Source organism: Pseudonocardia sp. N23 (genome assembly GCF_002583555.1).
Lineage (GTDB): Bacteria > Actinomycetota > Actinomycetes > Mycobacteriales > Pseudonocardiaceae > Pseudonocardia.
Genome location: NZ_BEGX01000115.1, coordinates 1 through 23,364, shown reverse-complemented (window position 1 = coordinate 23,364; position 23,364 = coordinate 1). Strand labels below are relative to the sequence as shown.

Annotated in this window: 22 protein-coding genes and 1 pseudogene; 9 read left to right on the top strand and 14 right to left on the bottom strand. The window is 73.7% G+C overall.

The window, feature by feature from the left end:
• Window positions 1–31: 31 nt before the first annotated feature.
• The 8 genes from tkt (at window position 32) to purT (ending at window position 10,160) form a co-directional block, all read left to right on the top strand.
• Window positions 32–2,119: a transketolase gene (gene tkt, locus TOK_RS27400; RefSeq protein WP_098960896.1), complete on the top strand. Its 2,088-nt coding sequence runs from the start codon at window positions 32–34 to the stop codon at window positions 2,117–2,119.
• A 37-nt stretch (window positions 2,120–2,156) separates the two neighbouring features.
• A complete protein-coding gene (gene tal, locus TOK_RS27395) occupies window positions 2,157–3,269 on the top strand; it encodes a transaldolase (protein WP_098960895.1) in 1,113 nt (370 codons plus the stop codon).
• A gap of 8 nt (window positions 3,270–3,277) precedes the next feature.
• Window positions 3,278–4,819, top strand: a complete 1,542-nt coding sequence (locus TOK_RS27390) for a hypothetical protein (protein ID WP_098960894.1) — start codon at window positions 3,278–3,280, stop codon at window positions 4,817–4,819.
• Window positions 4,820–4,926: 107 nt separating this feature from the next.
• On the top strand, window positions 4,927–6,489 hold the full coding sequence (gene zwf, locus TOK_RS27385; RefSeq protein WP_098960893.1) for a glucose-6-phosphate dehydrogenase: 1,563 nt from the start codon (window positions 4,927–4,929) through the stop codon (window positions 6,487–6,489).
• Window positions 6,490–6,523: 34 nt separating this feature from the next.
• A complete protein-coding gene (gene opcA, locus TOK_RS27380; RefSeq protein ID WP_098960892.1) occupies window positions 6,524–7,477 on the top strand; it encodes a glucose-6-phosphate dehydrogenase assembly protein OpcA in 954 nt (317 codons plus the stop codon).
• Between the two features lie 28 nt (window positions 7,478–7,505).
• On the top strand, window positions 7,506–8,288 hold the full coding sequence (pgl, locus tag TOK_RS27375) for a 6-phosphogluconolactonase (RefSeq protein ID WP_098960891.1): 783 nt from the start codon (window positions 7,506–7,508) through the stop codon (window positions 8,286–8,288).
• Between the two features lie 58 nt (window positions 8,289–8,346).
• Window positions 8,347–8,751 (top strand): hypothetical protein, encoded by a 405-nt coding sequence (locus tag TOK_RS27370; protein ID WP_098960890.1) that lies wholly within the window; start codon window positions 8,347–8,349, stop codon window positions 8,749–8,751.
• 140 nt (window positions 8,752–8,891) lie between these two features.
• Window positions 8,892–10,160, top strand: coding sequence for a formate-dependent phosphoribosylglycinamide formyltransferase (gene purT, locus TOK_RS27365; protein ID WP_098960930.1), 1,269 nt, complete (start codon window positions 8,892–8,894; stop codon window positions 10,158–10,160).
• A 31-nt stretch (window positions 10,161–10,191) separates the two neighbouring features.
• Here the strand turns inward: purT and TOK_RS27360 are convergent, their stop codons facing one another.
• From TOK_RS27360 to uvrC, 10 genes are all read right to left on the bottom strand, one after another.
• Window positions 10,192–11,010, bottom strand: coding sequence for a class I SAM-dependent methyltransferase (locus TOK_RS27360; protein WP_253258671.1), 819 nt, complete (start codon window positions 11,008–11,010; stop codon window positions 10,192–10,194).
• A gap of 26 nt (window positions 11,011–11,036) precedes the next feature.
• Entirely contained in the window at window positions 11,037–11,378 is a 342-nt protein-coding gene (locus tag TOK_RS27355) for an RNA polymerase-binding protein RbpA (RefSeq protein WP_098960928.1), read from the bottom strand.
• A 45-nt stretch (window positions 11,379–11,423) separates the two neighbouring features.
• Entirely contained in the window at window positions 11,424–11,657 is a 234-nt protein-coding gene (secG, locus tag TOK_RS27350) for a preprotein translocase subunit SecG (RefSeq protein WP_098960889.1), read from the bottom strand.
• Between the two features lie 226 nt (window positions 11,658–11,883).
• Window positions 11,884–12,678 carry a triose-phosphate isomerase gene (gene tpiA, locus TOK_RS27345; protein ID WP_256388017.1) on the bottom strand — a complete coding sequence of 265 codons (795 nt, stop codon included), beginning with the start codon at window positions 12,676–12,678 and terminating at the stop codon, window positions 11,884–11,886.
• A gap of 29 nt (window positions 12,679–12,707) precedes the next feature.
• Complete coding sequence (gene pgk / locus TOK_RS27340) at window positions 12,708–13,886, bottom strand: phosphoglycerate kinase (protein WP_098960888.1); 1,179 nt, start codon at window positions 13,884–13,886, stop codon at window positions 12,708–12,710.
• Entirely contained in the window at window positions 13,883–14,896 is a 1,014-nt protein-coding gene (gap, locus tag TOK_RS27335; protein WP_098960887.1) for a type I glyceraldehyde-3-phosphate dehydrogenase, read from the bottom strand. Before gap ends, pgk begins: the two co-directional genes overlap by 4 nt.
• Window positions 14,897–15,102: 206 nt before the next feature.
• The gene (whiA, locus tag TOK_RS27330; RefSeq protein ID WP_098960886.1) at window positions 15,103–16,086 is read right to left on the bottom strand and encodes a DNA-binding protein WhiA; all 984 of its coding nucleotides are present in this window, start codon (window positions 16,084–16,086) and stop codon (window positions 15,103–15,105) included.
• A gap of 51 nt (window positions 16,087–16,137) precedes the next feature.
• Window positions 16,138–17,202: a uridine diphosphate-N-acetylglucosamine-binding protein YvcK gene (gene yvcK, locus TOK_RS27325; protein ID WP_305775571.1), complete on the bottom strand. Its 1,065-nt coding sequence runs from the start codon at window positions 17,200–17,202 to the stop codon at window positions 16,138–16,140.
• 7 nt (window positions 17,203–17,209) lie between these two features.
• Window positions 17,210–18,103: an RNase adapter RapZ gene (rapZ, locus tag TOK_RS27320; protein ID WP_098960884.1), complete on the bottom strand. Its 894-nt coding sequence runs from the start codon at window positions 18,101–18,103 to the stop codon at window positions 17,210–17,212.
• A complete protein-coding gene (gene uvrC, locus TOK_RS27315) occupies window positions 18,100–20,190 on the bottom strand; it encodes an excinuclease ABC subunit UvrC (protein ID WP_098960883.1) in 2,091 nt (696 codons plus the stop codon). The genes rapZ and uvrC overlap by 4 nt, the downstream gene beginning before the upstream one ends.
• 135 nt (window positions 20,191–20,325) lie before the next feature.
• On the opposite strand from uvrC, the gene TOK_RS27310 reads away from it, so the two are divergent.
• Entirely contained in the window at window positions 20,326–21,060 is a 735-nt protein-coding gene (locus TOK_RS27310) for a DUF2786 domain-containing protein (protein WP_098960882.1), read from the top strand.
• A gap of 11 nt (window positions 21,061–21,071) precedes the next feature.
• On the opposite strand, the gene TOK_RS27305 is transcribed toward TOK_RS27310, so the two are convergent.
• The 4 genes and pseudogenes from TOK_RS27305 to TOK_RS27290 all read right to left on the bottom strand — a co-directional run.
• Window positions 21,072–21,779, bottom strand: a complete 708-nt coding sequence (locus tag TOK_RS27305) for an HAD family hydrolase (RefSeq protein ID WP_141566575.1) — start codon at window positions 21,777–21,779, stop codon at window positions 21,072–21,074.
• Window positions 21,780–21,893: 114 nt separating this feature from the next.
• Entirely contained in the window at window positions 21,894–22,550 is a 657-nt protein-coding gene (locus TOK_RS27300) for a PH domain-containing protein (RefSeq protein WP_141566574.1), read from the bottom strand.
• A gap of 20 nt (window positions 22,551–22,570) precedes the next feature.
• Window positions 22,571–23,053: a 6,7-dimethyl-8-ribityllumazine synthase gene (gene ribH / locus TOK_RS27295; RefSeq protein WP_098960880.1), complete on the bottom strand. Its 483-nt coding sequence runs from the start codon at window positions 23,051–23,053 to the stop codon at window positions 22,571–22,573.
• Window positions 23,054–23,172: 119 nt separating this feature from the next.
• Window positions 23,173–23,364, bottom strand: a pseudogene (locus TOK_RS27290) (bifunctional 3,4-dihydroxy-2-butanone-4-phosphate synthase/GTP cyclohydrolase II); the annotation flags it as partial.

Here is a 23,364-nt window from a genome sequence, read left to right as displayed (position 1 = left end):
ACGATCCGAGACGACCCCAGGAGCGCAACCCGTGTCAGCGACCGACGTCTCCCCCCTCCTGCACGCCGACGTGCCCGCCGACTGGACCGACCTCGACCGCAAGGCCGTCGACACGATCCGGGTCCTCGCCGCCGATGCAGTGCAGAAGGTGGGCAACGGCCACCCCGGCACCGCCATGAGCCTCGCCCCGCTCGCGTACACGCTGTTCCAGCGCGTCATGCGGCACGACCCGTCGGACGCCGACTGGGTCGGGCGCGACCGGTTCGTGCTGTCGTGCGGCCACTCCAGCCTCACCCTGTACCTGCAGCTGTACCTGTCGGGCTACGGACTGACGCTCGAGGACCTCGAGTCGCTGCGCACGTGGGGCTCCAGGACCCCGGGCCACCCCGAGCACCGGCACACCCCTGGCATCGAGATCACGACGGGCCCGCTCGGACAGGGCCTCGCGTCGGCCGTCGGGATGGCGATGGCGGCCCGTCGCGAGCGTGGCCTGTTCGACCCCGACGCCCCCGAGGGCGCGAGCCCGTTCGACCACCAGATCTACGTGATCGCCTCCGACGGCGACATCGAGGAGGGCATCACCTCCGAGGCGTCGTCGCTGGCCGGCCGCCAGGAGCTGGGCAACCTCACGGTCGTATACGACGACAACAAGATCTCGATCGAGGACAACACCGACATCGCGCTGTCCGAGGACACCGCGGCCCGTTACGAGGCCTACGGCTGGCACGTGCAGGTCGTCGAGGGCGGCGAGAACGTCACCGGCATCCTCGCGGCGCTGGAGGCGGCCAGGGCGGAGACACAGCGGCCGTCGTTCATCCTGCTGCGCACCATCATCGGGTATCCGGCGCCGAACAAGATGAACACCGGCGCCGCGCACGGCTCCGCGCTGGGCCCGGACGAGGTCGCCGCGGTCAAGGAGGCGCTGGGCTTCGACCCGGCCAAGAGCTTCGACGTCGACGCGGCGGCCCTCGCCCACGCCCGCGAGGTCGGCGACCGCGGCCGGGCGGCGCACGAACAGTGGCAGCGCTCGTTCGACGACTGGGCCGCACGCGAGCCCGAGCGCAAGAAGCTCTTCGACCGGCTCGTGGCCCAGGAGCTGCCCGAGGGCTGGGCCGACGCCCTGCCCCACTGGGAGCCCGACGCCAAGGGCCTGGCCACCCGCAAGGCCTCCGGCGAGGTGCTCAACGCGCTCGCCGACGTGCTACCCGAGCTCTGGGGCGGCTCGGCCGACCTGGCCGAGAGCAACAACACGACGATGAAGGGCGCCGACTCCTTCGGCCCGAAGGACGCGGCCACGAAGATGTGGAACGCCCACCCCTACGGGCGCACCCTGCACTTCGGCATCCGCGAGCACGCGATGGGCGCCGCGCTCAACGGCATCGCCCTGCACGGCCCGACCCGGCCCTACGGCGGCACGTTCCTCGTCTTCAGCGACTACATGCGGCCCTCGGTGCGGCTCGCCGCCCTGATGAAGGCCGACCCGATCTTCGTGTGGACCCACGACTCGATCGGCCTCGGCGAGGACGGGCCGACCCACCAGCCGATCGAGCACTTCGCGGCGCTGCGCGCGATCCCCGGGCTGGCCTTCGTCCGTCCCGGCGACGCCAACGAGACCGCCGCGGCCTGGAAGGCGACCCTCGAGCGCCGCGGCGGGCCGGTCGGTCTCGCGCTGACCCGGCAGAACCTGCCGGTGCTCGACGGCACGTCCACCGAAGGTGTCGCCCGCGGTGGGTACGTCCTGGCGAGGGAGTCCGGCGCCGACGGTCCCGCCCTGATCCTGATCGCGACGGGCTCGGAGGTGCAGATCGCCGTCGAGACGCGGGAGGTGTTCGAGGGCGAGGGCGTCCCCACCCGCGTGGTGTCGATGCCGTGCGTGGAGTGGTTCGACGAGCAGGACGACGAGTACCGCGAGTCGGTGCTGCCGGCCGCCACCCGTGCCCGGGTCTCGATCGAGGCCGGGATCGCGATGCCGTGGTACCGCTTCACCGGCGACGCCGGTGAGCACGTGTCCATCGAGCACTTCGGGGCGAGCGCCGACTACCAGACGCTGTTCCGTGAGTTCGGGATCACCACCGAGGCCGCCGTCGCCGCGGCCCGCAGGAGCCTGGCGCGGGTATGACGGGGACCGTACCGGGACACGAGCAGAGGAGACCTTCATGAGCACCCACGAGCGGCTTGCCGCGCTCTCCGCGGCGGGCGTGTCCATCTGGCTCGACGACCTGTCGCGCGAGCGGCTGCGCAGTGGCAACCTGCGCGAGCTGATCGAGGACTGGAACGTCGTCGGTGTCACCACGAACCCGACGATCTTCGCCGGAGCGCTGGCCCACGGCGAGGCCTACGACGAGCAGGTCCGGGAGCTGGCCGCCCGCGGCGCATCGGTCGCCGACGCGGTGCGCGAGATCACCGTGGCCGACGTGCAGCAGGCCTGCGACCTGTTCAGCAGCACGTGGGATGCCACGGGCGGCGTCGACGGCCGGGTCTCGCTGGAGGTCGCCCCGACGCTGGCGCGCGACACCGAGGCCACCGTCGCCGAGGCGCTGGACCTGTGGAAGGCCGTCGACCGGCCCAACCTGCTGGTCAAGATCCCCGCCACCGAGCAGGGCCTGCCGGCGATCACGCAGGCCCTGTCGGAGGGCGTGAGCGTCAACGTCACACTGATCTTCTCCGTCGAGCGCTACCGCGCCGTGATGGAGGCCTATCTCGACGGTCTGGAGCAGGCCGCCGCGAACGGGCACGCGCTGGCCGGGATCCGGTCGGTCGCGTCGTTCTTCGTGTCCCGGGTGGACACCGAGATCGACGCCCGCCTCGACAGGATCGGCTCCGACGAGGCGAAAGCGCTGCGCGGCAGGGCCGGCGTCGCGAACTCGCGGCTGGCCTACGCGGCGTTCCAGGAGGTGTTCTCGGGCGGGCGCTGGGACGCGCTGGTCGCCAAGGGCGCCAACGCGCAGCGGCCCTTGTGGGCCTCGACCGGGGTGAAGAACCCCGACTACCCCGACACGCTCTACGTGTCGGAGCTGGTCGTCGCCGACACCGTCAACACGATGCCGGAGAAGACGCTGAAGGCGTTCGCCGACCACGGCGACACCCAGGGCGACAAGGTGACCGGCACCGGCCCCGACGCCCAGCGGGTGTTCGACGACCTGGAGCGCGTCGGCGTCGACCTCACCGACGTCTTCCTCGTCCTGGAGAACGAGGGCGTCGAGAAGTTCGACAAGTCCTGGGACGAGCTCGGCGCCACCGTGCGCGAGCAGCTGGACTCCGCGGGCTGACCCGGCCCGTGCCCGACACCTCCTCCTCCCTGGTCGACCCGGGTGACGGTCCGCTCGCCGCCGACGCCGTGCTCGTCGCGGCCCGGCTGGCGGGCGAGACCGTCGCCTCCCGGATCGGCGAGGCCGACCCGAGCGTGTGGGGCCGCACGGCCACCGACGCGGTCGGCTGGTCCGCGCTGCCCCGCACCTCACACCCCCTCGTCGGGCAGATCGCGGCGCTGCGCGAACAGCTGCGTGTCGACGGCGCGCGCCGCGTCGTCCTCGTCGCCGCCCCCGGTCTGGCGCACGGCGCCGCGATGCTCGCCCGGGCCGCGGCCGCACCGCTGACCGTGCTGGACTCGGCCGACCCGGGCTCACTGATCGACGTCCTCGAAGGCGACATGGCCACCACCGCGCTGGTCCACCTGGACACGGCGGGCCGCGCGGAGAGCGCCACCGACATGGGAGTCGGCATCCTGGCCGACGCCATCCGCGACGAGGACGCGAACGCGGCCACGCGGACCGTCGTCGTCACCGAGGCCGGTTCCCGGCTGGAGACGACGTCCCACCGGAACGGCACGACCGTCGTCACCGCGGAACGCGACGTCCCCGCCCGCTTCGGCACCCTCGGCGCGGCGGGGCTCGTCGCGGCCGGGCTCGCCGGTGCCGACGTCGGCCGGATCCTCGCCGACGCCGCCGCGGCCACCGAGCTCGTCGCGGCCGACCACCCGGACAACCCCGCGCTGGTGCTGGCGGGGCTCCTGCTCGCCGAGGACGGCGGCGCTGTCGTCGTCGACCCCGAGAGCGGACCGGACGGCCTCGCCGACTGGGTCGAGCACCTCGTCGGCGGGTCGACGGGCGGACGCGGGCCGGTCCCGCTGCTCGTTCCCGGCTCCGGGGGCCGCGGGCCGTCGCTGTCGCTGCGCCGCGGCGACTCCCGGTTCCGCACCCGCGGTGGTGTCGGCGCGCAGGTCGTGCTGTGGCAGTACGCCGTCGCGACGGCGGCGCGGGTGCTCGGTACCGACCCGTTCTCCGGGGGCATCGCCCCGCCCGTCCCGGAACCGGACGCCGTGCCCGCGTCCCGTGCGGTGTCCGACGGTCCGCCGCTGCCGTGCGTGGCCGTCGACGGCGACGTCGAGATCCGGGCGGGCGACTGGCTGCGGGCCACGACCGTCGCAGGAGCGCTGCGCGAGCTCGCCGCCCGCACCGGCGGCCCGCTCGCGGTCGAGGCGTGGCTCGACCCGCTGGAGGACGCGTCGGCGGCGGTGCTGCGGCCCGAGATCGCGCGGCGCACCGGGCGGCTGACGACGTTCGGCTGGGCCCCGCGCGCCCTCGACGGCACCGGCCGCCACCATCGCGACGCGCCGGACGCCGCGTTCTGCGTCATCACCGGCGACAGCGAGCATGATCACGGGGTCCCGGGCGGCGGCACGCTGGGCGATATCGTCGCCGCGCAGGCCGGGGCCGCGACCGCCGACCTCGTCGCCGCCGGACGCCCGGTGCTCGGCCTGCACCTGCGGGACCGCCTCGGCGGCCTGGTCACGGTCGCCCGCGCGGTCCAGGAGCTCTGACCACGGCGGCGGCGCCCGGTCCGACGCGCAGCACCGACACGAGCAGCACCGACACGAGCAGCACCGACAACACCTCGCAGACCACGAGGAGAACGGGGACGACACCGATGACGGCTGGCAGGACCACCGCCGGTCCGGGTGCGCTCGACTGGACCAACCCGCTGCGCGACCCGCGCGACAAGCGCCTCCCGCGCATCGCCGGGCCCTGCGGGCTGGTCATCTTCGGCGTCACCGGTGACCTGTCGCGCAAGAAGCTGATGCCCGCGATCTACGACCTCGCCAACCGCGGGCTGCTGCCGCCGGGTTTCGCGCTCGTCGGGTTCGCCCGCCGCGACTGGGGTTCCGAGGACTTCGGCAAGGTCGTCTACGAGGCCGTCCGCGCCCACGCGCGCACCCCGTTCCGGCAGGACGTGTGGGACAAGCTCGCCGAGGGCTTCCGCTTCGTGCAGGGCACCTTCGACGACGACGACGCGTTCGACCGGCTCTCCCACACCGTCCGCGACCTCGACCGGGTCCGCGGCACCGGCGGCAACCACGCCTTCTACCTGTCGATCCCGCCCGCGGCGTTCCCCGTCGTCTGCAAGCAGCTGGCCCGCTCGGGCCTGTCGGCGCAGGACGGCGAGCAGTGGCGCCGCGTCGTCATCGAGAAGCCGTTCGGCCACGACCTGAAGTCGGCCATCGAGCTCAACGAGATCGTCAACGAGGTGTTCCCCGAGGACTCGGTGTTCCGCATCGACCACTACCTCGGCAAGGAGACGGTCCAGAACGTCCTGGCGCTGCGCTTCGCCAACCAGCTCTACGAGCCCATCTGGAACAGCCACTACGTCGACCACGTGCAGATCACGATGGCCGAGGACATCGGGCTGGGGGGGCGCGCCGGGTACTACGACGGCATCGGCGCCGCCCGCGACGTCATCCAGAACCACCTGCTGCAGCTGCTCGCGTTCACCGCGATGGAGGAGCCCGTCTCGTTCTCCTCCGACGAGCTGCGCGCCGAGAAGATCAAGGTGCTCAACGCCACCCGACTCGTCAGCCCGCTCACCGAGACCACCGCGCGCGGCCAGTACACCGGTGGCTGGCAGGGCGGTGAGCTCGTCCGCGGCCTCACGGAGGAGGAGGGCTACGACCCGGACTCCCGCACCGAGACGTTCGCAGCGATCACCGTCGAGGTCGACAACCGGCGCTGGGCGGGCGTCCCGTTCTACCTCCGGACCGGCAAGCGGCTCGGGCGCCGAGTCACCGAGATCGCCGTGATCTTCAAGCGCGCCCCGCACCTGCCCTTCGACGCGACCATGACCGAGGAGCTCGGGCAGAACGCGCTCGTCGTCCGGGTGCAGCCCGACGAGGGCGTCACCATGCGCTTCGGGTCGAAGGTGCCGGGCAGCCAGATGGAGGTCCGCGACGTCACGATGGACTTCGGCTACGGCACCGCGTTCACCGAGGCCTCCCCCGAGGCCTACGAGCGGCTGATCCTCGACGTGCTGCTCGGCGAGCCGTCGCTGTTCCCGGTCAACCAGGAGGTCGAGCGGTCCTGGGAGATCCTGGACCCGGTCATCGACGCGTGGACGGCCGCCGACGACGGCCCCGACCCGTACGCCGCCGGCAGCTGGGGGCCGGAGTCGTCCAACCGCATGATGGCCCGCACCGGACGCACCTGGCGGCGACCGTGACCGCCCGCACCGTCCTCCCCACCAGGAGCCCGCGATGATCGTCGACCTTCCCTCCAGCACGACCTCCGCGGTCAACCGCAAGCTCGTCGAGCTGCGCGAGAGCGGCGGCGTCATGGCGCTGGGGCGCGTGCTCACCCTCGTGATGGTCACCGACGACGGTGGTGACGCCGAGGACGCCATCGAGGCCGCCAACGCGGCGAGCCGCGAGCACCCGTGCCGCGTCATCGTCGTCGCCCGCGGGGCGCGCAAGGCCGCACCACGGCTCGACGCCCAGATCCGCGTCGGCGGCGACGCCGGGGCCAGCGAGGTCATCGTGCTCCGCGGCTACGGCCCGCTCGCCTCCGAGGAGGCCGGCGCCGGGATGGTCGTGCCACTGCTGCTGCCCGACGCCCCCGTCGTCGCGTGGTGGCCCGGCGAGGCACCCGCAGTGCCGTCCGACGATCCGATCGGCCGCCTCGCGCAGCGCCGCATCACCGACGCGCTGTCATCGCGCAACCCCAACAAGGCGTTCGAGCAGCGCCGCGCGGGCCACGTCGCCGGCGACACCGACCTCACCTGGACCCGGCTCACCCACTGGCGGGCGTTGCTGGCCACCGCGCTCGACAACCCGCCGCACGAGGCCGTCACCGGCGCCGTCGTCGCCGGGGAGACCGTGTCGCCGTCCACCGACCTGCTCGCCGGCTGGCTCGCGGTCCGCCTCGACGTGAAGGTCAAGCGGTCACCGGCGATCGACAACGGCGGCGGCATGTCGTCGGTGCAGCTCACCCGCCGGTCCGGGGCCATCGAGTTGTTCCGCCCCGACGGCCGGACCGCGACGCTGCGCCAACCCGGCCAGCCCGACCGGATGATCCCGCTGAACCGCCGCGGCGTCCCCGACTGCCTCGCCGAGGAGCTGCGCCGCCTCGACCCCGACGAGATCTACGCCGAGGCCCTCGCCGGCATCGGGCGCATCTCGCGGGGCCGTACCCCGGTGAACCTCGTTCCCTGAGCCCACCCCACCCCGAAGGCAGGTCCCCATGGCGTCCGCACCGGACATCGTCGTCCACCGCACCCCCGACGTACTGGCCGCAGCGGTCGCGGCCCGGCTGGTGACGCGGCTCGTCGACCTCCAGGCCGCGGGCCGGACCCCGCGGCTGGGGCTCACCGGTGGCGGCATCGGCATCGCGCTGCTGGAGAACCTGCGCACCGGGCAGGCCCGTGACGCCGTCGACTGGTCGCGGATCGAGTTCTACTGGGGCGACGAACGCTTCCTGCCCCGCGGGCACGCCGACCGCAACGAGACCCAGGCCCGCGAGGCACTGCTCGACCACGTGGCGATCGACCAGGCCAAGGTCTTCGCGATGGGCGCCGACACCGGCACCGGGCCGTCGGGTGCCGACGCCGCCGCCGAGACCTACGCCGATCTCCTCGCGAGCCGCGCCGCACCCGAGGACCACGGCTCCGTGCCGGCGCTCGACGTGCTGCTGCTCGGCATGGGCCCCGAGGGACACACCGCGTCGATCTTCCCGCACTCCCCCGCCGTCTACGAGACCGAACGGTCCGTCGTCGCCGTGCACGGTTGCCCCAAGCCGCCGCCCACCCGCATCTCGCTGACCCTGCCCGCTATCCGCAGCGCCGTGGAGGTCTGGGTGATGACGACCGGCGAGCCGAAGGCCGCCGCCGTCGCCATGGCGCTCACCGGGGCCGGGGAGGTCGCGATCCCCGTCGCCGGGGTGCGCGGCCGCAGCCGCACCCGCTGGCTGCTCGACCGGGCCGCCGCCTCCAAGCTGCCCCGCGACCTCGTACCGCCGATCGGCTGACCCGGCCGTGACGGCGCTGGTCCCGTGACGGCGCTGGTCGCGTGACGGTGTTGGTCCCGTGACGGCGCTGGTGGTCGACGGTGCCAACGTCGTCGGCGCGCGGCCCGACGGCTGGTGGCGCGACCGGCCCGGCGCCGCCGCTCGCCTCGCCGGCCGGCTCGCGGGCGTGCTGCGGGCCGGTCCTGCAGCGACCGCCGCCATCGCGCCGGACGTCGAGCGCATCGTCCTCGTCCTGGAGGGCGCTGCGCGGGCCGCCGGGATCGACCCCACGGACGGTCTGGAGGTCGTCCTGGCACCCGCCGACGGGGACGCGACGATCGTCGACGTCGCCGCCGGCCTGGCCGCGACGGGCGCCGCGGTCGTCGTGGTGACCGCCGACCGGCTGCTGCGCGCACGCGTCGAGGCCGTCGGCGCGCATGTCGCGGGCCCCGGCGTGCTGCTGCGTGCCCTCGACAGCCTCTGAGCGGCCACCGGACCGCGCGCAACCCCACTGCTGTCGCAGCCGGTCGGCACGACCGTGAGTCGGCGCGCGGAGACGACTCCCCCGCGAGGTCCCCGGACCGGGGACGAGGAGCGGGTGACGCCGGACATAGGGTGATCGCCATGACCGCGACCGGCCATCGCTCCGACGCCCCGATCCGTCTCGGCACGCCCCTGACCACCGGCGCGACCCGTGTGATGCTGCTGGGCTCGGGCGAGCTCGGCAAGGAGGTCGTGATCGCGCTGCAGCGGCTCGGCGTCGAGGTGATCGCCGTCGACCGCTACCCCGACGCCCCCGGCCACCAGGTCGCCCACCGCGCCCACACCGTCGACATGACCGACCCCGCCGCGCTCACCGCGGTGATCGAGGCCGAGCGGCCCCATCTCGTCGTCCCCGAGATCGAGGCCATCGCCACCGACGCGCTCGCCGCGATCGAGGCCGCCGGCACCGCCACGGTCGTGCCCACGGCGCGCGCCACCCGGCTCACGATGGACCGGGAGGGCATCCGCCGCCTCGCCGCCGAGGAGCTCGGCCTGCCCACCTCGCCCTACGCGTTCGCCGACTCCCTCGCGGAGGTCCGCGCCGCGATCGAGGGCTCACCCGTCGAGAGTGCAGCCGTCGAGGGTGGGGTCGGCATCGGCTATCCGTGCGTGCTCAAGCCGGTCATGTCGTCGTCGGGCAAGGGGCAGTCGGTGCTCCGCTCCGCCGCCGACCTCGACCGCGCGTGGGAGTACGCGATGGCCGGCGGGCGCGTCGCCAGGACGCGGGTGATCGTCGAGGGCTTCGTCGAGTTCGACTACGAGATCACCCTGCTCACCGTGCGCGCCCGCAACGCCGACGGCACCACCGGCACCCATTTCTGCGCACCCATCGGGCACCTGCAGCGCGACGGCGACTACGTCGAGTCCTGGCAGCCGCAGCCGATGAGCGACGCCGCGCTCGCCGAGGCCCGCCGCATCGCCGGGGCCGTCACCGCCGACCTCGGCGGGTGGGGCGTGTTCGGGGTGGAGCTGTTCGTCGCGGGCGACCGGGTCCTGTTCTCCGAGGTGTCGCCGCGCCCGCACGACACCGGCCTGGTCACCCTCGCCACGCAGCGGCTCTCCGAGTTCGAGCTGCACGCCCGCGCGATCCTGGGCCTGCCCGTCGACGTCACGCTCACCGGCCCGGGCGCGTCCGCCGTCGTGTACGGCGGGGTCGAGGCCACCGGGATCGCCTACGACGGAGTGGCCGACGCACTCGCCGTCCCCGGCACCGACCTGCGTCTGTTCGGCAAGCCGGAGAGCTTCGTCCGCCGCCGGATGGGGGTGGCGGTCGCGTCGGGCGACGACGTCGCGCAGGCCCGCGAGCGGGCGACGACCGCCGCCGCACGCGTCCGCCCGGTCACTCTCTGACCTGAGGCCCCGGCCCCAGGCGGGAGGTCCCTCATGTCGTGATGCGGACCGCCACCTGCTCGTCGGCGACCGTGTATGCCTCCCACGCGAAGGTGCGCCCGGACGCGGCGACGTACTCGCGCCACGCCCGCGCCTCGTGCTGTTCCCAACCGGGATAGTTGAAGAACTCGTCGAACACGACGACGCTGCCCGGCCGCAGCCGGGGCCCCACCAGCTCCAGGACCGTGGCCGTCGAGCTGTAGAGGTCGGCGTCGAGGTGCAGCAGGTCGACCGGGCCGGGGTGCGTGTCCAGGAACCCGGGCAGGGTGTCGGCGAACAGCCCGACGACCAGCTCCGCACCGTCGACCTCCGGCGGGCCGGTGACGTCGTCGAAGGTTCCGGCGCGGAAGCCGGGGCGCCACGTCTCGGGCAGACCCTCGAAGGAGTCGAACCCGACGACGGCACCGCCGGGGCGGGCCGCCGCGATCCGGGTGAGGGTGCGGCCCGCGTACACGCCGAACTCCAGCGCCATCCCGCCCACCGGCGCCAGCTCGAGCGCCCGGTCGAGCGTGGCCGCGCCGTCGGGCAGGGCGACGGCGTCGCCCAGCTCGGACTCGACGAACGCCGACGTCGACGCCACAGCGGTGCGTTCCCCCGCGGCGACCAGGTCACGACGGGCGCGCCGCTCGGCGGCGTGCACCTCGCCGGTGACCCGGTCGGCCTGCGCGGCCACCAGCTCGGACAGGTCCGCGCGCAGCGCCGCGACCTCGGCGCGCAGCAGCGCGGTCTGCTCGTCCTGCCGACGGGTGACGACCTCGTCGACAGCTCGGATCAGCTTGGCGCGCAGAGCCTCACGGACCCGCACGCTCACGAGCGCGGTACCGGACCGGACGAGGATCAGAGCTCGCGGGAGGCCCGGAGGCGGCTGAGCGCCTCATCGAGGATGGCGGCGCCGTCGGCGTCGCTGCGACGTTCCTTCACGTAGGCGAGGTGCGTCTTGTAGGGCTCGTTGCGCGGCGCGGCGGGCGGAGCGGTGTGGTCACGTCCCGCCGGGAGGCCGCAGCGCGGGCAGTCCCACGTCTCGGGGATGTCCGCCTCGGCGGCGAACGACGGACGGGTCTCGTGGCCCGTCGCGCAGAAGTAGGCGACGCGGACCCGCGCCGCCGTCTCGCCCCGCTCGGACTCGCCCATCGGCCCGGCCCCGACACGGGTGCCGCGGATCGCGTTGCCACCAGACATCGCCATGTGTCCGTACTCCTTCTTCCGACCGGTGGGACCGGCCTGTCAACCGATCTTGATCAACACGCCGGTGCCGACGATCGAGATCAGCCAGATCGCGGCGGTGAACACGGTCATCCGGTCGAGGTTCTTCTCGGCGACACTCGATCCGGACAGGCTCGACTGGACGCCACCGCCGAACAGGCTCGACAGCCCGCCGCCGCGACCACGGTGCAGCAGGATCAGCAGCACCAGCAGCACGCTGGAGACGATGAGCACGATATCCAGAACGAGCTTCATCCCATCCTCATTCACATCGGGGTCCGCCAGGCTACCCGCCGACCAGGAGTACCTGTCCGGGAGGTCCTGATGTTCCTCTCCGGAGTGCTCGCACAGCGCACTCCGGACGTTACGCACCGCTTCGGCCACGTCCGCGCCCCGACCGGCAGGCGGCCGATCCGTGTCCCGGACGACGAACGGGGTGGAACCGCGTGCGGCCCCACCCCGTCGACGTCCGAGCCGCCGGTTACGGCAGCGGGCCGCCCGCCGCGATGGCGCACAGCTTGGCGAACTCGTCGGGGTCGAGGCTGGCCCCGCCGACGAGCGCGCCGTCGACGTCGGTCTCCGCCACGATCTCACCGACGTTGCCCGACTTGACCGAGCCGCCGTAGAGGACCCGGACAGCTCCGGCGACGGTGTCGCCGTACAGCTCGGCCAGGTCGGCGCGCAGCGCCCCGCAGACCTCCTGGGCGTCGGCCGGGCCCGCGACCCGGCCGGTGCCGATCGCCCAGATCGGCTCGTAGGCGACGACGATCGTGGCCGCCTGCTCCGGGGTGACCTTCTGCAGGGCCGCGGTCAGCTGCGCGGTGCAGTGCCCCACGTGGCCACCGCCCTCGCGGACCTCGAGGCCCTCGCCGACGCACAGGATCGGGACGATCCCGTTGGCGAACGCCGCACGCACCTTCGCGTTGACGACCGCGTCGTCCTCGTGGTGGTACTCCCGGCGCTCCGAGTGTCCGACGACGACGTAGCGGCACTGCAGCTTGGCCAGCATCTGGCCGGAGACGTCACCGGTGTAGGCACCCGACTCGTGCTGCGAGATGTCCTGCGCGCCGTGGGTCATCAGCAGTCCGTCACCGTCGATGACGGTCTGGACGCTGCGGATCGCGGTGAACGGCGGCAGCACCGCCACCTCGACCTTGTCGTAGTACTTCTCCGGCAGCCCGTAGGCGAGCTTCTGCAGGAAGGCGATGGCCTCGAGGTGCGTGAGGTTCATCTTCCAGTTGCCGGCGATGAGCGGCTTGCGGCCGGTCGGGGTCACAGTCGTCCTCGCGTTCGTTCGGTCCGCGATCAGCGATCGAGGACGGAGAGGCCCGGCAGCGCCTTGCCCTCCAGGTACTCCAGCGACGCACCGCCGCCGGTCGAGATGTGGGAGAAGCCGTCCTCGCCCAGCCCGAGGGCCCGGACGGCCGCGGCCGAGTCCCCACCGCCGACGACGCTGAACGCTCCGGCGGCCGTCGCATCGACGATGGCCTGGGCGACGCCGCGGGTGCCGTCGGCGAACGGCGCCAGCTCGAAGACGCCCATCGGGCCGTTCCAGAAGATCGTCCGCGCCGCGGCGAGGGTCTCGGAGAACAGGCGGACCGTCTCGGGTCCGACGTCGAGACCCATCCAGCCGTCGGGAATCCCGTCGGCGGGGACGAGCCGGGTCTGCGCGTCGGCGGAGAACGCGTCGGCGACGACGACGTCGGCCGGGAGCAGGATCTTGCCCGACTCGAGGAGCTTGCGGGCGTTGGCGATCTGGTCGGACTCGAGCAGCGACGAACCGACGCTGTAGCCCTGCGCGGCGAGGAACGTGAAGCACATGCCGCCGCCGACGAGCAGGCTGTCGACGCGCGGGAGCAGCGCCTCGATGACGGCCAGCTTGTCGGAGACCTTCGAACCACCCAGCACGACGGTGTAGGGGCGGTCGGCCTTCTCGGTGAGCCGGCGCAGCACCTCGACCTCGGACTCGACGAGGCTGCCCGCATAGGCCGGGAGATCCTGCGCGACGTCGTAGACCGACGCCTGCTTGCGGTGCACGACCCCGAACCCGTCGGAGACGAACGCGCCGTCGTCGCCGACCAGCGCGACGAGCTCGTCGGCCAGTGCGGCCCGCTCGTCGTCGTTCTTGCTGGTCTCACGCGGGTCGAACCGGATGTTCTCCAGGAGCACGACGTCGCCCGCCGCGAGGTTGGGCAGCTCGGCGCCACGGACCAGGCGCACGGGCGCACCGAGCAGCTCGGAGAGGCGCGAGGCGACGGGCTCCAGCGACAGCGCCGGGTCCGGACCGCCCTTCGGACGGCCCAGGTGCGCCGCCACCACGACGATCGCGCCGGCGCCGGAGAGCTCCGAGATCGTCGGCAGCGACGCACGGATGCGCCCGTCGTCGGTGATGGTGTCCCCGTCGAGCGGGACGTTCAGGTCCGACCGGAGCAGGACCGTCCGGCCCTCGACGCCCTCGTCGACGAGGTCCTCGAGCGACCTCACAGCTTGGAGGCGACGAGCGCGGTGATGTCGGCGAGCCGGTTGGAGTAGCCCCACTCGTTGTCGTACCAGCCGACGATCTTCACCAGGTTGCCCGACACCTTGGTCAGGCCGGCGTCGAAGATGCAGGAGTGCGGGTCGGTCACGATGTCCGACGACACGATCGGGTCCTCGGTGTACTTCAGGACGCCCTTGAGCGGGCCGTCGGCCGCGGCCTTCATCGCGGCGTTGATCTCCTCGGCGGAGACCTCGCGGGATACGTTGACGGTGAGGTCGGTCGCCGAGCCCGTGGGGATCGGTACCCGCAGCGCGTAGCCGTCGAGCTTGCCCTTGAGCTGGGGCATGACGAGCGAGATCGCCTTGGCCGCACCGGTCGAGGTGGGGACGATGTTCAGCGCGGCGGCGCGGGCCCGGCGCAGGTCGGCGTGCGGGCCGTCCTGCAGGTTCTGGTCCTGGGTGTAGGCGTGGATCGTGGTCATCAGGCCACGCTCGATGCCTGCGAGGTCGTCGAGGACCTTCGCCATCGGGGCGAGGCAGTTCGTGGTGCAGGACGCGTTGGAGATGATCGTCTGCGAGCCGTCGTAGTCGCCGTCGTTGACGCCCTTGACGATCGTGATGTCCTCGCCGGTGGCCGGCGCGGAGATGACGACCTTCTTGGCCCCGGCGTCGAGGTGCTTGTTCGCGCCCTCGCGCTTGGTGAAGATGCCGGTGGACTCGACGACCACGTCGACGCCCAGGTCCTTCCACGGAAGGTTGGCGGGGTCGCGCTCCGAGAGCACCTTGAGCGGCTTGCCGTCGACGATGATGTCCTCGCCGGAGGTGCTGACCTCGTAGGGCAGCCGGCCCAGGATCGAGTCGTACTTCAGCAGGTGCGCGAGCGTCGCGGTGTCGGTGAGGTCGTTCACCGCGACGATCTCGATGTCCGTCGTCCCGGCGGTGCGCTGGGCGTCCACCGCCCGCCAGAAGTTGCGGCCGATACGACCGAATCCGTTGACGCCGACGCGAACCGTCACGAGTACCTCCCGGGAGTGGATTTCAGGCGAACCTGGACGTCAGACTAGCGTCCGCACTCAGCCCGCCTCGCAGCCCGGCCGGAATCGATTCACGGCCCCCGACCTGCAGCGGGTGCGCCGCGCAGCCGCTGCAGGGCATGTCCGGTGTGACCGCTGACTCGCCTGTCGCGACGCCCACGGTGGCCGGGACCACCGGCCGGCGCCCGTCAGGCGTCCTCGAGCATCTCCGGGGTGACGGCCGACTCGGTGTCGGGGATGCCGAGATCCGCGGCGCGCTTGTCGGCCATGTGCAGAAGCCGCCGGATCCGGCCGGCCACCGCGTCCTTGGTCATCGGCGGCTCGGCAAGCTGGCCGAGCTCCTCCAGCGACGCCTGCGTGTGCTCCGCGCGCAGCCGGCCCGCCGCCAGCAGGTGCTGCGGCACCTCGTCACCGAGGATCTCCAGGGCCCGCGACACCCGCGCCGCGGCCGCCACGGCCGCCCGCGCGGACCGGCGGAGGTTGGCGTCGTCGAAGTTCGCCAGCCGGTTGGCCGTCGCCCGGACCTCGCGGCGCATCCGCCGCTCCTCCCAGGCCAGCACCGACGAGTGGGCGCCCATCCGGGTCAGCAGCGCACTGATCGCGTCGCCGTCGCGGACGACGACCCGGTCGGCGCCGCGCACCTCGCGGGCCTTCGCGGTCACCCCGAGCCGGCGCGCCGCACCGACGAGCGCCAGTGCGGCCTCCGGGCCCGGGCACGTCACCTCGAGCGCCGAGGAACGGCCCGGCTCGGTCAGCGAGCCGTGCGCGAGGAACGCACCCCGCCACGCCGCCTCGGCGTCGGACACGTCGCCCGACACGACGGGCGGCGGCAGCCCGCGCACGGGCCGGCCACGGGCGTCGAGCAACCCGGTCTGACGGGCCAGCCCCTCGCCGTCGCGGACCACCCGGATCACGTAGCGGGCGCTGCGGCGCAGGCCACCCGCCGTGATGACGTGCGCCTCGCACTGGTGCCCGTACAGGTCGTGGATCTCGCGGCGCAACCGCCGCGCCACCGACCCCGTGTCGACCTCGGCCTCGATCACCACCCGGCCCCCGACGATGTGCAGCCCGCCCGCGAAGCGCAGCAGCGACGCCACCTCGGCACGACGGCACGACGGCTTCGTCACCGTCAGCCTGCTCAGCTCGTCCTTCACCGCAGCCGTCATCGCCATCGGGGACACCTCCTGACCTCACGTCCTGCCGTGCTGCACGGAGTGCGCACCTCAGGTCCTCCTCTCGCCGGCTCCCGCTGCAGCCCGGCGCGGTCTGACCAGGACCGAACGCAGGGCCGAGGCGAGTGCTGCCGGGTCGTGCCTCGGAGCCGCGGGATCATCCGCAGCCACCGGGGCCAGGTGCACCGTCCCGTCCGGGACGAGCATGGTGCGAGCGGCTCGGCGGAGCCGGTCGGGGACCGGTACCGCCGCCTGGTCGGCGAGCACAGCGTCCACGCGCAGCGCGGGAGCGTGCTGGGAGAGTACGTCCAGGTGCTGCTCCGGGGAGAACCCGGCGGTCTCCCCCGGCTGTGGGGCGAGGTTGAGCACGACGACGCGGCGCGCGGCCGTCGACACCAGTGCCTCGCCGAGTCCGGGCACCAGCAGGTGCGGCAGCACGCTGGTGAACCAGGACCCCGGGCCGAGCAGGACGACGTCGGCGTCGCGGACGGCGTCGAGGGCCTCCTGGCACGGCGTCGGCCGGTCGGGGCGCAGCCAGACGCGGCGCACCCGTCCCGGGGTGGACGCGACGGCGACCTGCCCGCGGATCAGCCGGACGACGGCGGGGTCGTCGTCGAGGCCGGTGACCTGGGCCTCGATCGTCAGCGGATCGCACGTCATCGGGAGGACGCGGCCGCGCGCGCCGAGGAGGCGGCCCATCTCGTCGAGCGCGGCGACGGCGTCGCCGAGGACGTCCATCAGGCCGGCGAGCACGAGGTTGCCGACGGCGTGCCCGGCGAGTGCGCCGGTGCCGCCGAAGCGGTGCTGGACGACGCGGACCCACAGGTCGTCAGGCAGGTCGGCCGGGTCGGCCGCACCGGCGCCCGGCTCGCGCAGGGGGGCGGCGAGGGCGCACAACGCCATCCGCAGGTCGCCCGGCGGCAGCGACCCGAGCTCGCGGCGCAGCCGGCCCGACGACCCGCCGTCGTCGGCGACCGTGACGACGGCCGTGATCTCGTCGACGACGTCGCCCAGCAGGCGCAGCGCCGTCAGGGTCGCGTGCAGGCCGTGCCCGCCACCCAGCGCGACGGCCCGCAGGCCGCGCCCCGCGCCGTCGTTCATCGGACCCCCGCTCATCGGCCGCTCATTCGCGTCCCAGGTCGCGGTGCGACACGCTCACGACGACGTGCTCGGCCCCGGCAAGCCTGCGGGCGATCTCCTCGCTGATCGCGACGCTGCGGTGCTTGCCGCCGGTACAGCCCACCGACAGGGTCAGGTACCGCTTGCCCTCGCGGCGGTAGCCCGCGCCGATCAGGGCGAGCAGCTCGAGGTAGCGCTCGATGAACTCCTCGGCGCCCTCCTGGCTCAGCACGTAGTCGCGGACGGCCTCGTCGCGGCCGGTGAACTCGCGCAGCTCGGGGATCCAGTGCGGGTTGGGCAGGAACCGCACGTCGACGACCAGGTCCGAGTCCATCGGCAGGCCGTACTTGTAGCCGAACGACAGCACGGTCACCCGCGTCGCGGGCGACAGCTCGTCGCCGAAGGTGCGTTCCAGCGTCGCCCGCAGCCGCGGCACCGACATCGTCGACGTGTCGACGACCAGGTCCGCGTCCTCGCGCAGCGGGCGCAGCAGCTCGCGCTCCGCGGCGATCCCGTCGGAGAGCCGGCCGTCGCCCTGCAGCGGGTGGCTGCGCCGGACCTGCTCGAACCGGCGGACCAGCACCGCGTCGGTGGCCTCCAGGAACAGGACCCGGGGCTTGTACCCGCGGGCGTCGAGGTCCTTGATCACCGCACCCAGGTCGGCGGTGAAGGCGCGGCTGCGCACGTCCATGACCACCGCGATCCGGGTGATCTCCCCACGCGACCGGGCCCCGAGGTCGACCATCGTCGCGATCAGCTCGGGCGGCAGATTGTCGACGACGAACCAGCCCAGGTCCTCCAGCACCTTGGCCGCAGTGCTCCGCCCGGCGCCGGACAGGCCGCTGACCAGCGCGACCTCGATGCCCGCGGGGGCCGTCTCGTCGATCGGGGCGCTCACGACGACTCCCCCGCCACGCCGTCGGCGCCGGGGTCTCCCCCGTGCAGCGCGGCGACGACCGCCGCCGCCGTCGTCGCACCGAAGCCCGGGACCGCGGCGATCTCGTCGACGCCGGCCGCCCGCAGCTTCCGCACGGAACCGAACTGCTTCAACAACGCCTGGCGCCGCGAGGGACCCAGCCCCGGGACACCGTCGAGCTCGGAGGCCACCATGCCCTTGGAACGACGCTGACGGTGGTAGGTGATGGCGAACCGGTGCGCCTCGTCGCGCAGCCGCTGCAACAGGTACAGGCCCTCCGAGGTCCGGGACATGATCACCGGGTCGGGATCGGCGGGCAGCCAGACCTCCTCGAGGCGCTTGGCCAGACCGCACACCGCGACGTCGTCGACGCCCAGATCGGCGAGCACCTCGGCCGCCGCCTGCACCTGGGGCGGCCCGCCGTCGACGACGAGCAGGTTCGGCGCGTATGCGAACTTCCGCGGCCGTCCGGTGGTCGGGTCGATGCCCGTCCGGACGGTCGCGGCCGGGGAGCTCGCCGTGTCCGTGATGGGGGGTGGTTCGGCGGCGGACGCCGGGGTGTTACGGGTTCGTGACCCCTCGTCGCCGACCGGGCCCGTCACCGTCGCCGAGCTGTCGCCGGAACCGTTCGTCGTGTCCGCACCGGTCTCCTGCAGGTAGCGGCGGAACCGCCGCCGCACGACCTCCGCGATCGCCGCGACGTCGCCGCCCTCCGCGCCGCCCTTGATCTCGAAACGGCGGTAGTCGGACTTGCGCGCGAGCCCGTCCTCGAACACCACCAGCGAGGCGACGACGTCGGTGCCCTGCACGTGGCTGACGTCGATGCACTCCATGCGCAGCGGCGCCGAGGCGAGCTCGAGGGCGTCCTGGATCTCCTGCAGCGCGGCCGAGCGGGCCGTGAGGTCTCCCGCCCGCTTCAGCTTGTGCCGCGTGAAGGCGTCGGAAGCGTTGCGCGCCACCGTCTCCGCGAGCGCCCGCTTGTCGCCGCGCTGCGCGATCCGCAGCTGCACCCGCGACCCCCGCAGCTCCGAGAGCCATGTGACGAGCGCATCGGCGTCCGGCGGCAGCACGGGCACCAGGATCTCGCGCGGGACCGGCTGGTGCGCGTCGTCGGCCGCACCGGCCAGTGCCGCCTGCTCGCCGTAGAACTGGCTGACGAACCGGGCGACGAGCTGCGGGGTGTCGGTCGGCTCGACCTTGTCGATCACCCAGCCCCGCTGGCCGCGGACCCGCCCGCCGCGGACGTGGAAGATCTGGACGGCCGCCTCGAGGTCGTCCTCGGCGAACGCCACGACGTCGGCGTCCGTGCCGTCGCCGAGCACCACCGCCTGCTTCTCCATGGCGCGGCGCAGGGCACCGATGTCGTCGCGCAGCCGCGCGGCCCGTTCGAACTCCAGCTCGTCGGCCGCGGTCTCCATGCGCCGCTCCAGCTCCCGGACCAGCCGGTCGGTGCGGCCCGCGAGGAAGTCGCAGAAGTCGTCGACGATGCGGCGGTGCTCGTCGGCGTCCACCGTGCCGACGCACGGCGCGCTGCACTTGTCGATGTAGCCCAGCAGGCAGGGCCGACCGATCTGGCCGTGCCTGCGGAACACCCCCGCGCTGCACGTCCGGGCCGGGAACACCCGCAGCAGCAGGTCCAGCGTCTCCCGGATCGCCCAGGCGTGGGCGTAGGGCCCGAAGTAGCGCACGCCCTTGCGGCGCGGCCCCCGGTACACGTGCAGGCGCGGGTACTCCTCGTTCAGCGTCACCGCGAGGACGGGGTAGGTCTTGTCGTCGCGGTAGCGGACGTTGAACCGCGGGTCGAACTCCTTGATCCAGTTGTACTCGAGCTGGAGCGCCTCGACCTCGGTGCCGACGACGGTCCACTCCACCGACGTCGCCGTCGTGACCATCTGGCGGGTGCGCGGGTGCAGGTTCGAGAGGTCGGCGAAGTAGGAGTTGAGCCTGCTGCGCAGGCTCTTCGCCTTGCCGACGTAGATCACCCGGCCGCGCGGGTCCGAGAAGCGGTAGACGCCCGGCTCGTCCGGGATCGAACCCGGGGCGGGGCGATACGTGGCGGGGTCGGACATGGCTCCCCCAGCGTAGAGCTGCCGTCGTACCCGGGCGCGCCCGCCGGGGTTCGCGGTTGTGTCGGCGGGAGGTGATAGGACTCCCGTGTTCGAACGTCGGTTCGGGCTTTCCGCAGGTCGAAACGAGGGCAGGACGTGGCCGAGGGCTCCACCGGACGGCGGCCGGCCGACCCGGCCGACCGGGTGCGCAAACTGCTGGCCAAGGCCGAGCGGGCGGGCACCGAGGCCGAGGCACGCATCTACAACGCGAAGGCCGCCGAACTCATCGCCCGGCACGGGATCGACGCGGCACTGCTCGCGGCGGCGGCCCCGGGATCCGATCCCGTCGGCGCGACGCGGGTCGCCCTGTCGGACCCCTACAGCGCGGCGAAGGCGCGTCTGCTGGGCTGGACGGCGGCGGCCCTGCGGTGCCGCTGGGTGCTGCACCGGGCCGCGGCGGGCCGGGTCGCGGCGGTCACGGTGTTCGGGCACGCGTCCGACCGGGAACGCGTCGCGCTGCTGTTCGAGTCGCTGCTCCTGCAGGCCACCCGCGAGCTGGCGCGGTGCCGTCCGCCCGACCCGAGCGAGTCCGTCGCCGCCTACCGGCGGTCGTGGTTGCTCGGGTACGCCGCACGGGTCCACGAACGGCTCGCCGCCGCCGAGCGCGCGGCCGAGCACGAGGCGGCCGACCGCGGGCCCGACGGGGGGCCGGGTGCGGCGCTCGTGCTGGCCGACCGGTCCACTGCGGTCGAGCGCGCGTTCGCCGCCGCGTACCCGAGCCTGGCCACGGCGCGGCGGGCCGTCCACCGGGGCAGCGGCTTCCGGGCCGGGGCCCGGGCCGCAGCCTCGGCCGACCTCGGCGGTCCGCGGCTGGCGGCAGGAGCGTCGTGAGCCCGCCCGTGTCAGGCCGGTAGCGCCAGCAGTCGCTCCACGAGCTGGTCGAGGCGCTCGCCCCGCACGTGGGGCTGCTCCATCGTCGCCGGCGGCCGACCCTCCCCGCGCTGGACCAGACCCGTGACCAGCCCCGCGCGGGCGGCACCGTGGATGTCCCAGGCGTGCACGCTGACCAGTGCCGTGCGCGCCGGCTCGGTGTGCGCGACGCGACAGCCGTGGTGGTAGGCCTCCGCAGCGGGCCGGAGCCGGCCGAGGTCGTCGACGGTGATCGTGCCTCGCAGGTAGGTCCGCAGCCCCGACCTGTCCAGCGCGTCGGCGAGCACCCGCTCGTTGCCGTAGCCGAACGCGTACACCGACACCCGCGCCCGGGTCAGCGCCATCAGGGCGAGCTCCGCGTCGGGCTGCGGGGGCAGCGAGGCGAAGCCGCTCATGACATGGTCGAGTGCCTCCTCCGACAGCTTGTGGCCGGTCGTGGCCCGCAGCGCCTCGCGGACGTAGGAGCCGAACGCCCCGTCGGCGCCCGCCATGCTGAACGCGATGCCGTCGCGCATCGCACGGGCCAGGAAGACGTCGCACTCCAGCTCGTGGCGGCCGACGTCGACGAACCGGGCGCGCAGCACGTCGACGCGCAGCGTCGTGTCGTAGATGTCGAGCAGGACGGCGCGCGGTCGCTGCGCGGGCGCTCGCCCCGCCGCGGGTACCGGCGCCGCGGACATCGACCCACCCACCTCTCAGCCGGGCCGGCCGCTCCGCCGGCGGAGCACCACCGTACCGGCCCGCTCACCGACGGTCAGGGTTCTGCTGAAACCGTTCGGGTCGAACAGGCGTCGTCAGTTCCGGTCGGCGTCGCCGATCGGCGGGCCGTCGGCGGTCACGGGACGGGCGGCGTTCTCCGCGGCGGGGGCGGCGTCGCCGGCCGCCGAGGTCGTGGCGGGCTTCATGGAAGGGGTCGCGCCGGGGTCCGTGCCCGCCGGGGCGGGCGCCGTGGGCCCTCCGGCGGTGGGCGCTGTGTGGGCCGCGGCACGCAGCGCGCGCAGGGCGCGGATGCCGTCGACGGCGTACGTCCGGTCGACGGCCTGCACCGCGAGCACGGGCAGGTACTCGTCGTCGGGCAGGTCGAGCCGGGCCCAGCTGGCGCCGTCGGGGAACGCTACGGCCATGACCTCGCCCCACGGGAAGTACCGGGTCTGCAGGATGTTGCGGACCTGGACGCCCTCGGCGTCGGCACGCACCCGGGGCCTGGCCAGCAGCAGGAGCCCGGCGGCGATCAGCAGCCCGAGCAGGACCATCGAGACCTGGTCGGCGAAGCGGAAGTACACGCCGGTGTCGGTGTTGCGCAGCACGATCGCGATGGCCACGAACAGGGCCACCACGAGGACAGACCCGGCCCAGGCCAGCCGCAGCACCCGGCGCGGGCGCAGCGTGAGCACCTTCCCGGCGTCGGTGGGACCGCCCGCCGCGGCGGTGCGCTCCTGCGACGCCCCCATCGTCGGTCCGCCCCCGCCGCTCATCGCGCGGCCCGCAGCCCACGCAGCACCAGCGCGGTGTGCAGCGCCGCGACGGTGGCCTCGGCACCCTTGTCCTCGGCCGAGCCGGGAGCACCGGAGCGGTCGACGGCCTGCTCGACGGTGTTGCAGGTCAGCACGCCGTTGCCGACGGCGACCCCCTCGTCGAGGGAGACCCGGGTCAGGCCGGCGGTGACGGCGTCGCAGACGTACTCGAAGTGCGGGGTGCCGCCGCGGACGACGACACCGAGGGCGACGACGGCGTCGTGGGTGCGGGCGAGAGCCTGGCACACGACGGGCAGCTCGATGGTCCCACTGACCCGCACGACCGTCGGCACCGCGCCGACCTTCTCCGCGGTGGCCACCGCGCGCTCCAGCAGCCGGTCGGTGATCTCCGCGTGCCAGCTGGCCGCGGCGATCCCGACGCGCAGGCCGTTGGCGCCACCGAGGTCATCGAGATCGACGGGCCGTCCCTCACCACTCATGCATCCCATCCTGCCCCGCCGCGCCCGCGGACGGCCACGCACCCCGCAGCCCCCGGAGACACAGCGGCCGCGCACCCCTGCGGGATGCGCGGCCGCTGTGGACAGCTGTGGCCCGACGGTCAGAAACCGGCCCCGCCGGCGGCGCCCTCGGCGGCGTCGCCGAGGCCGGGGAGCTCGTGACCCATCCGGTCGCGCTTGGTGCGCAGGTATCGGAGGTTCTCCGGGGTGGGGCGGACAGGCATCGGGACGCGGCCGTTGATCGTGAGCCCGTAGCCTTCGAGCCCGGCGCGCTTCTCGGGGTTGTTGGTGAG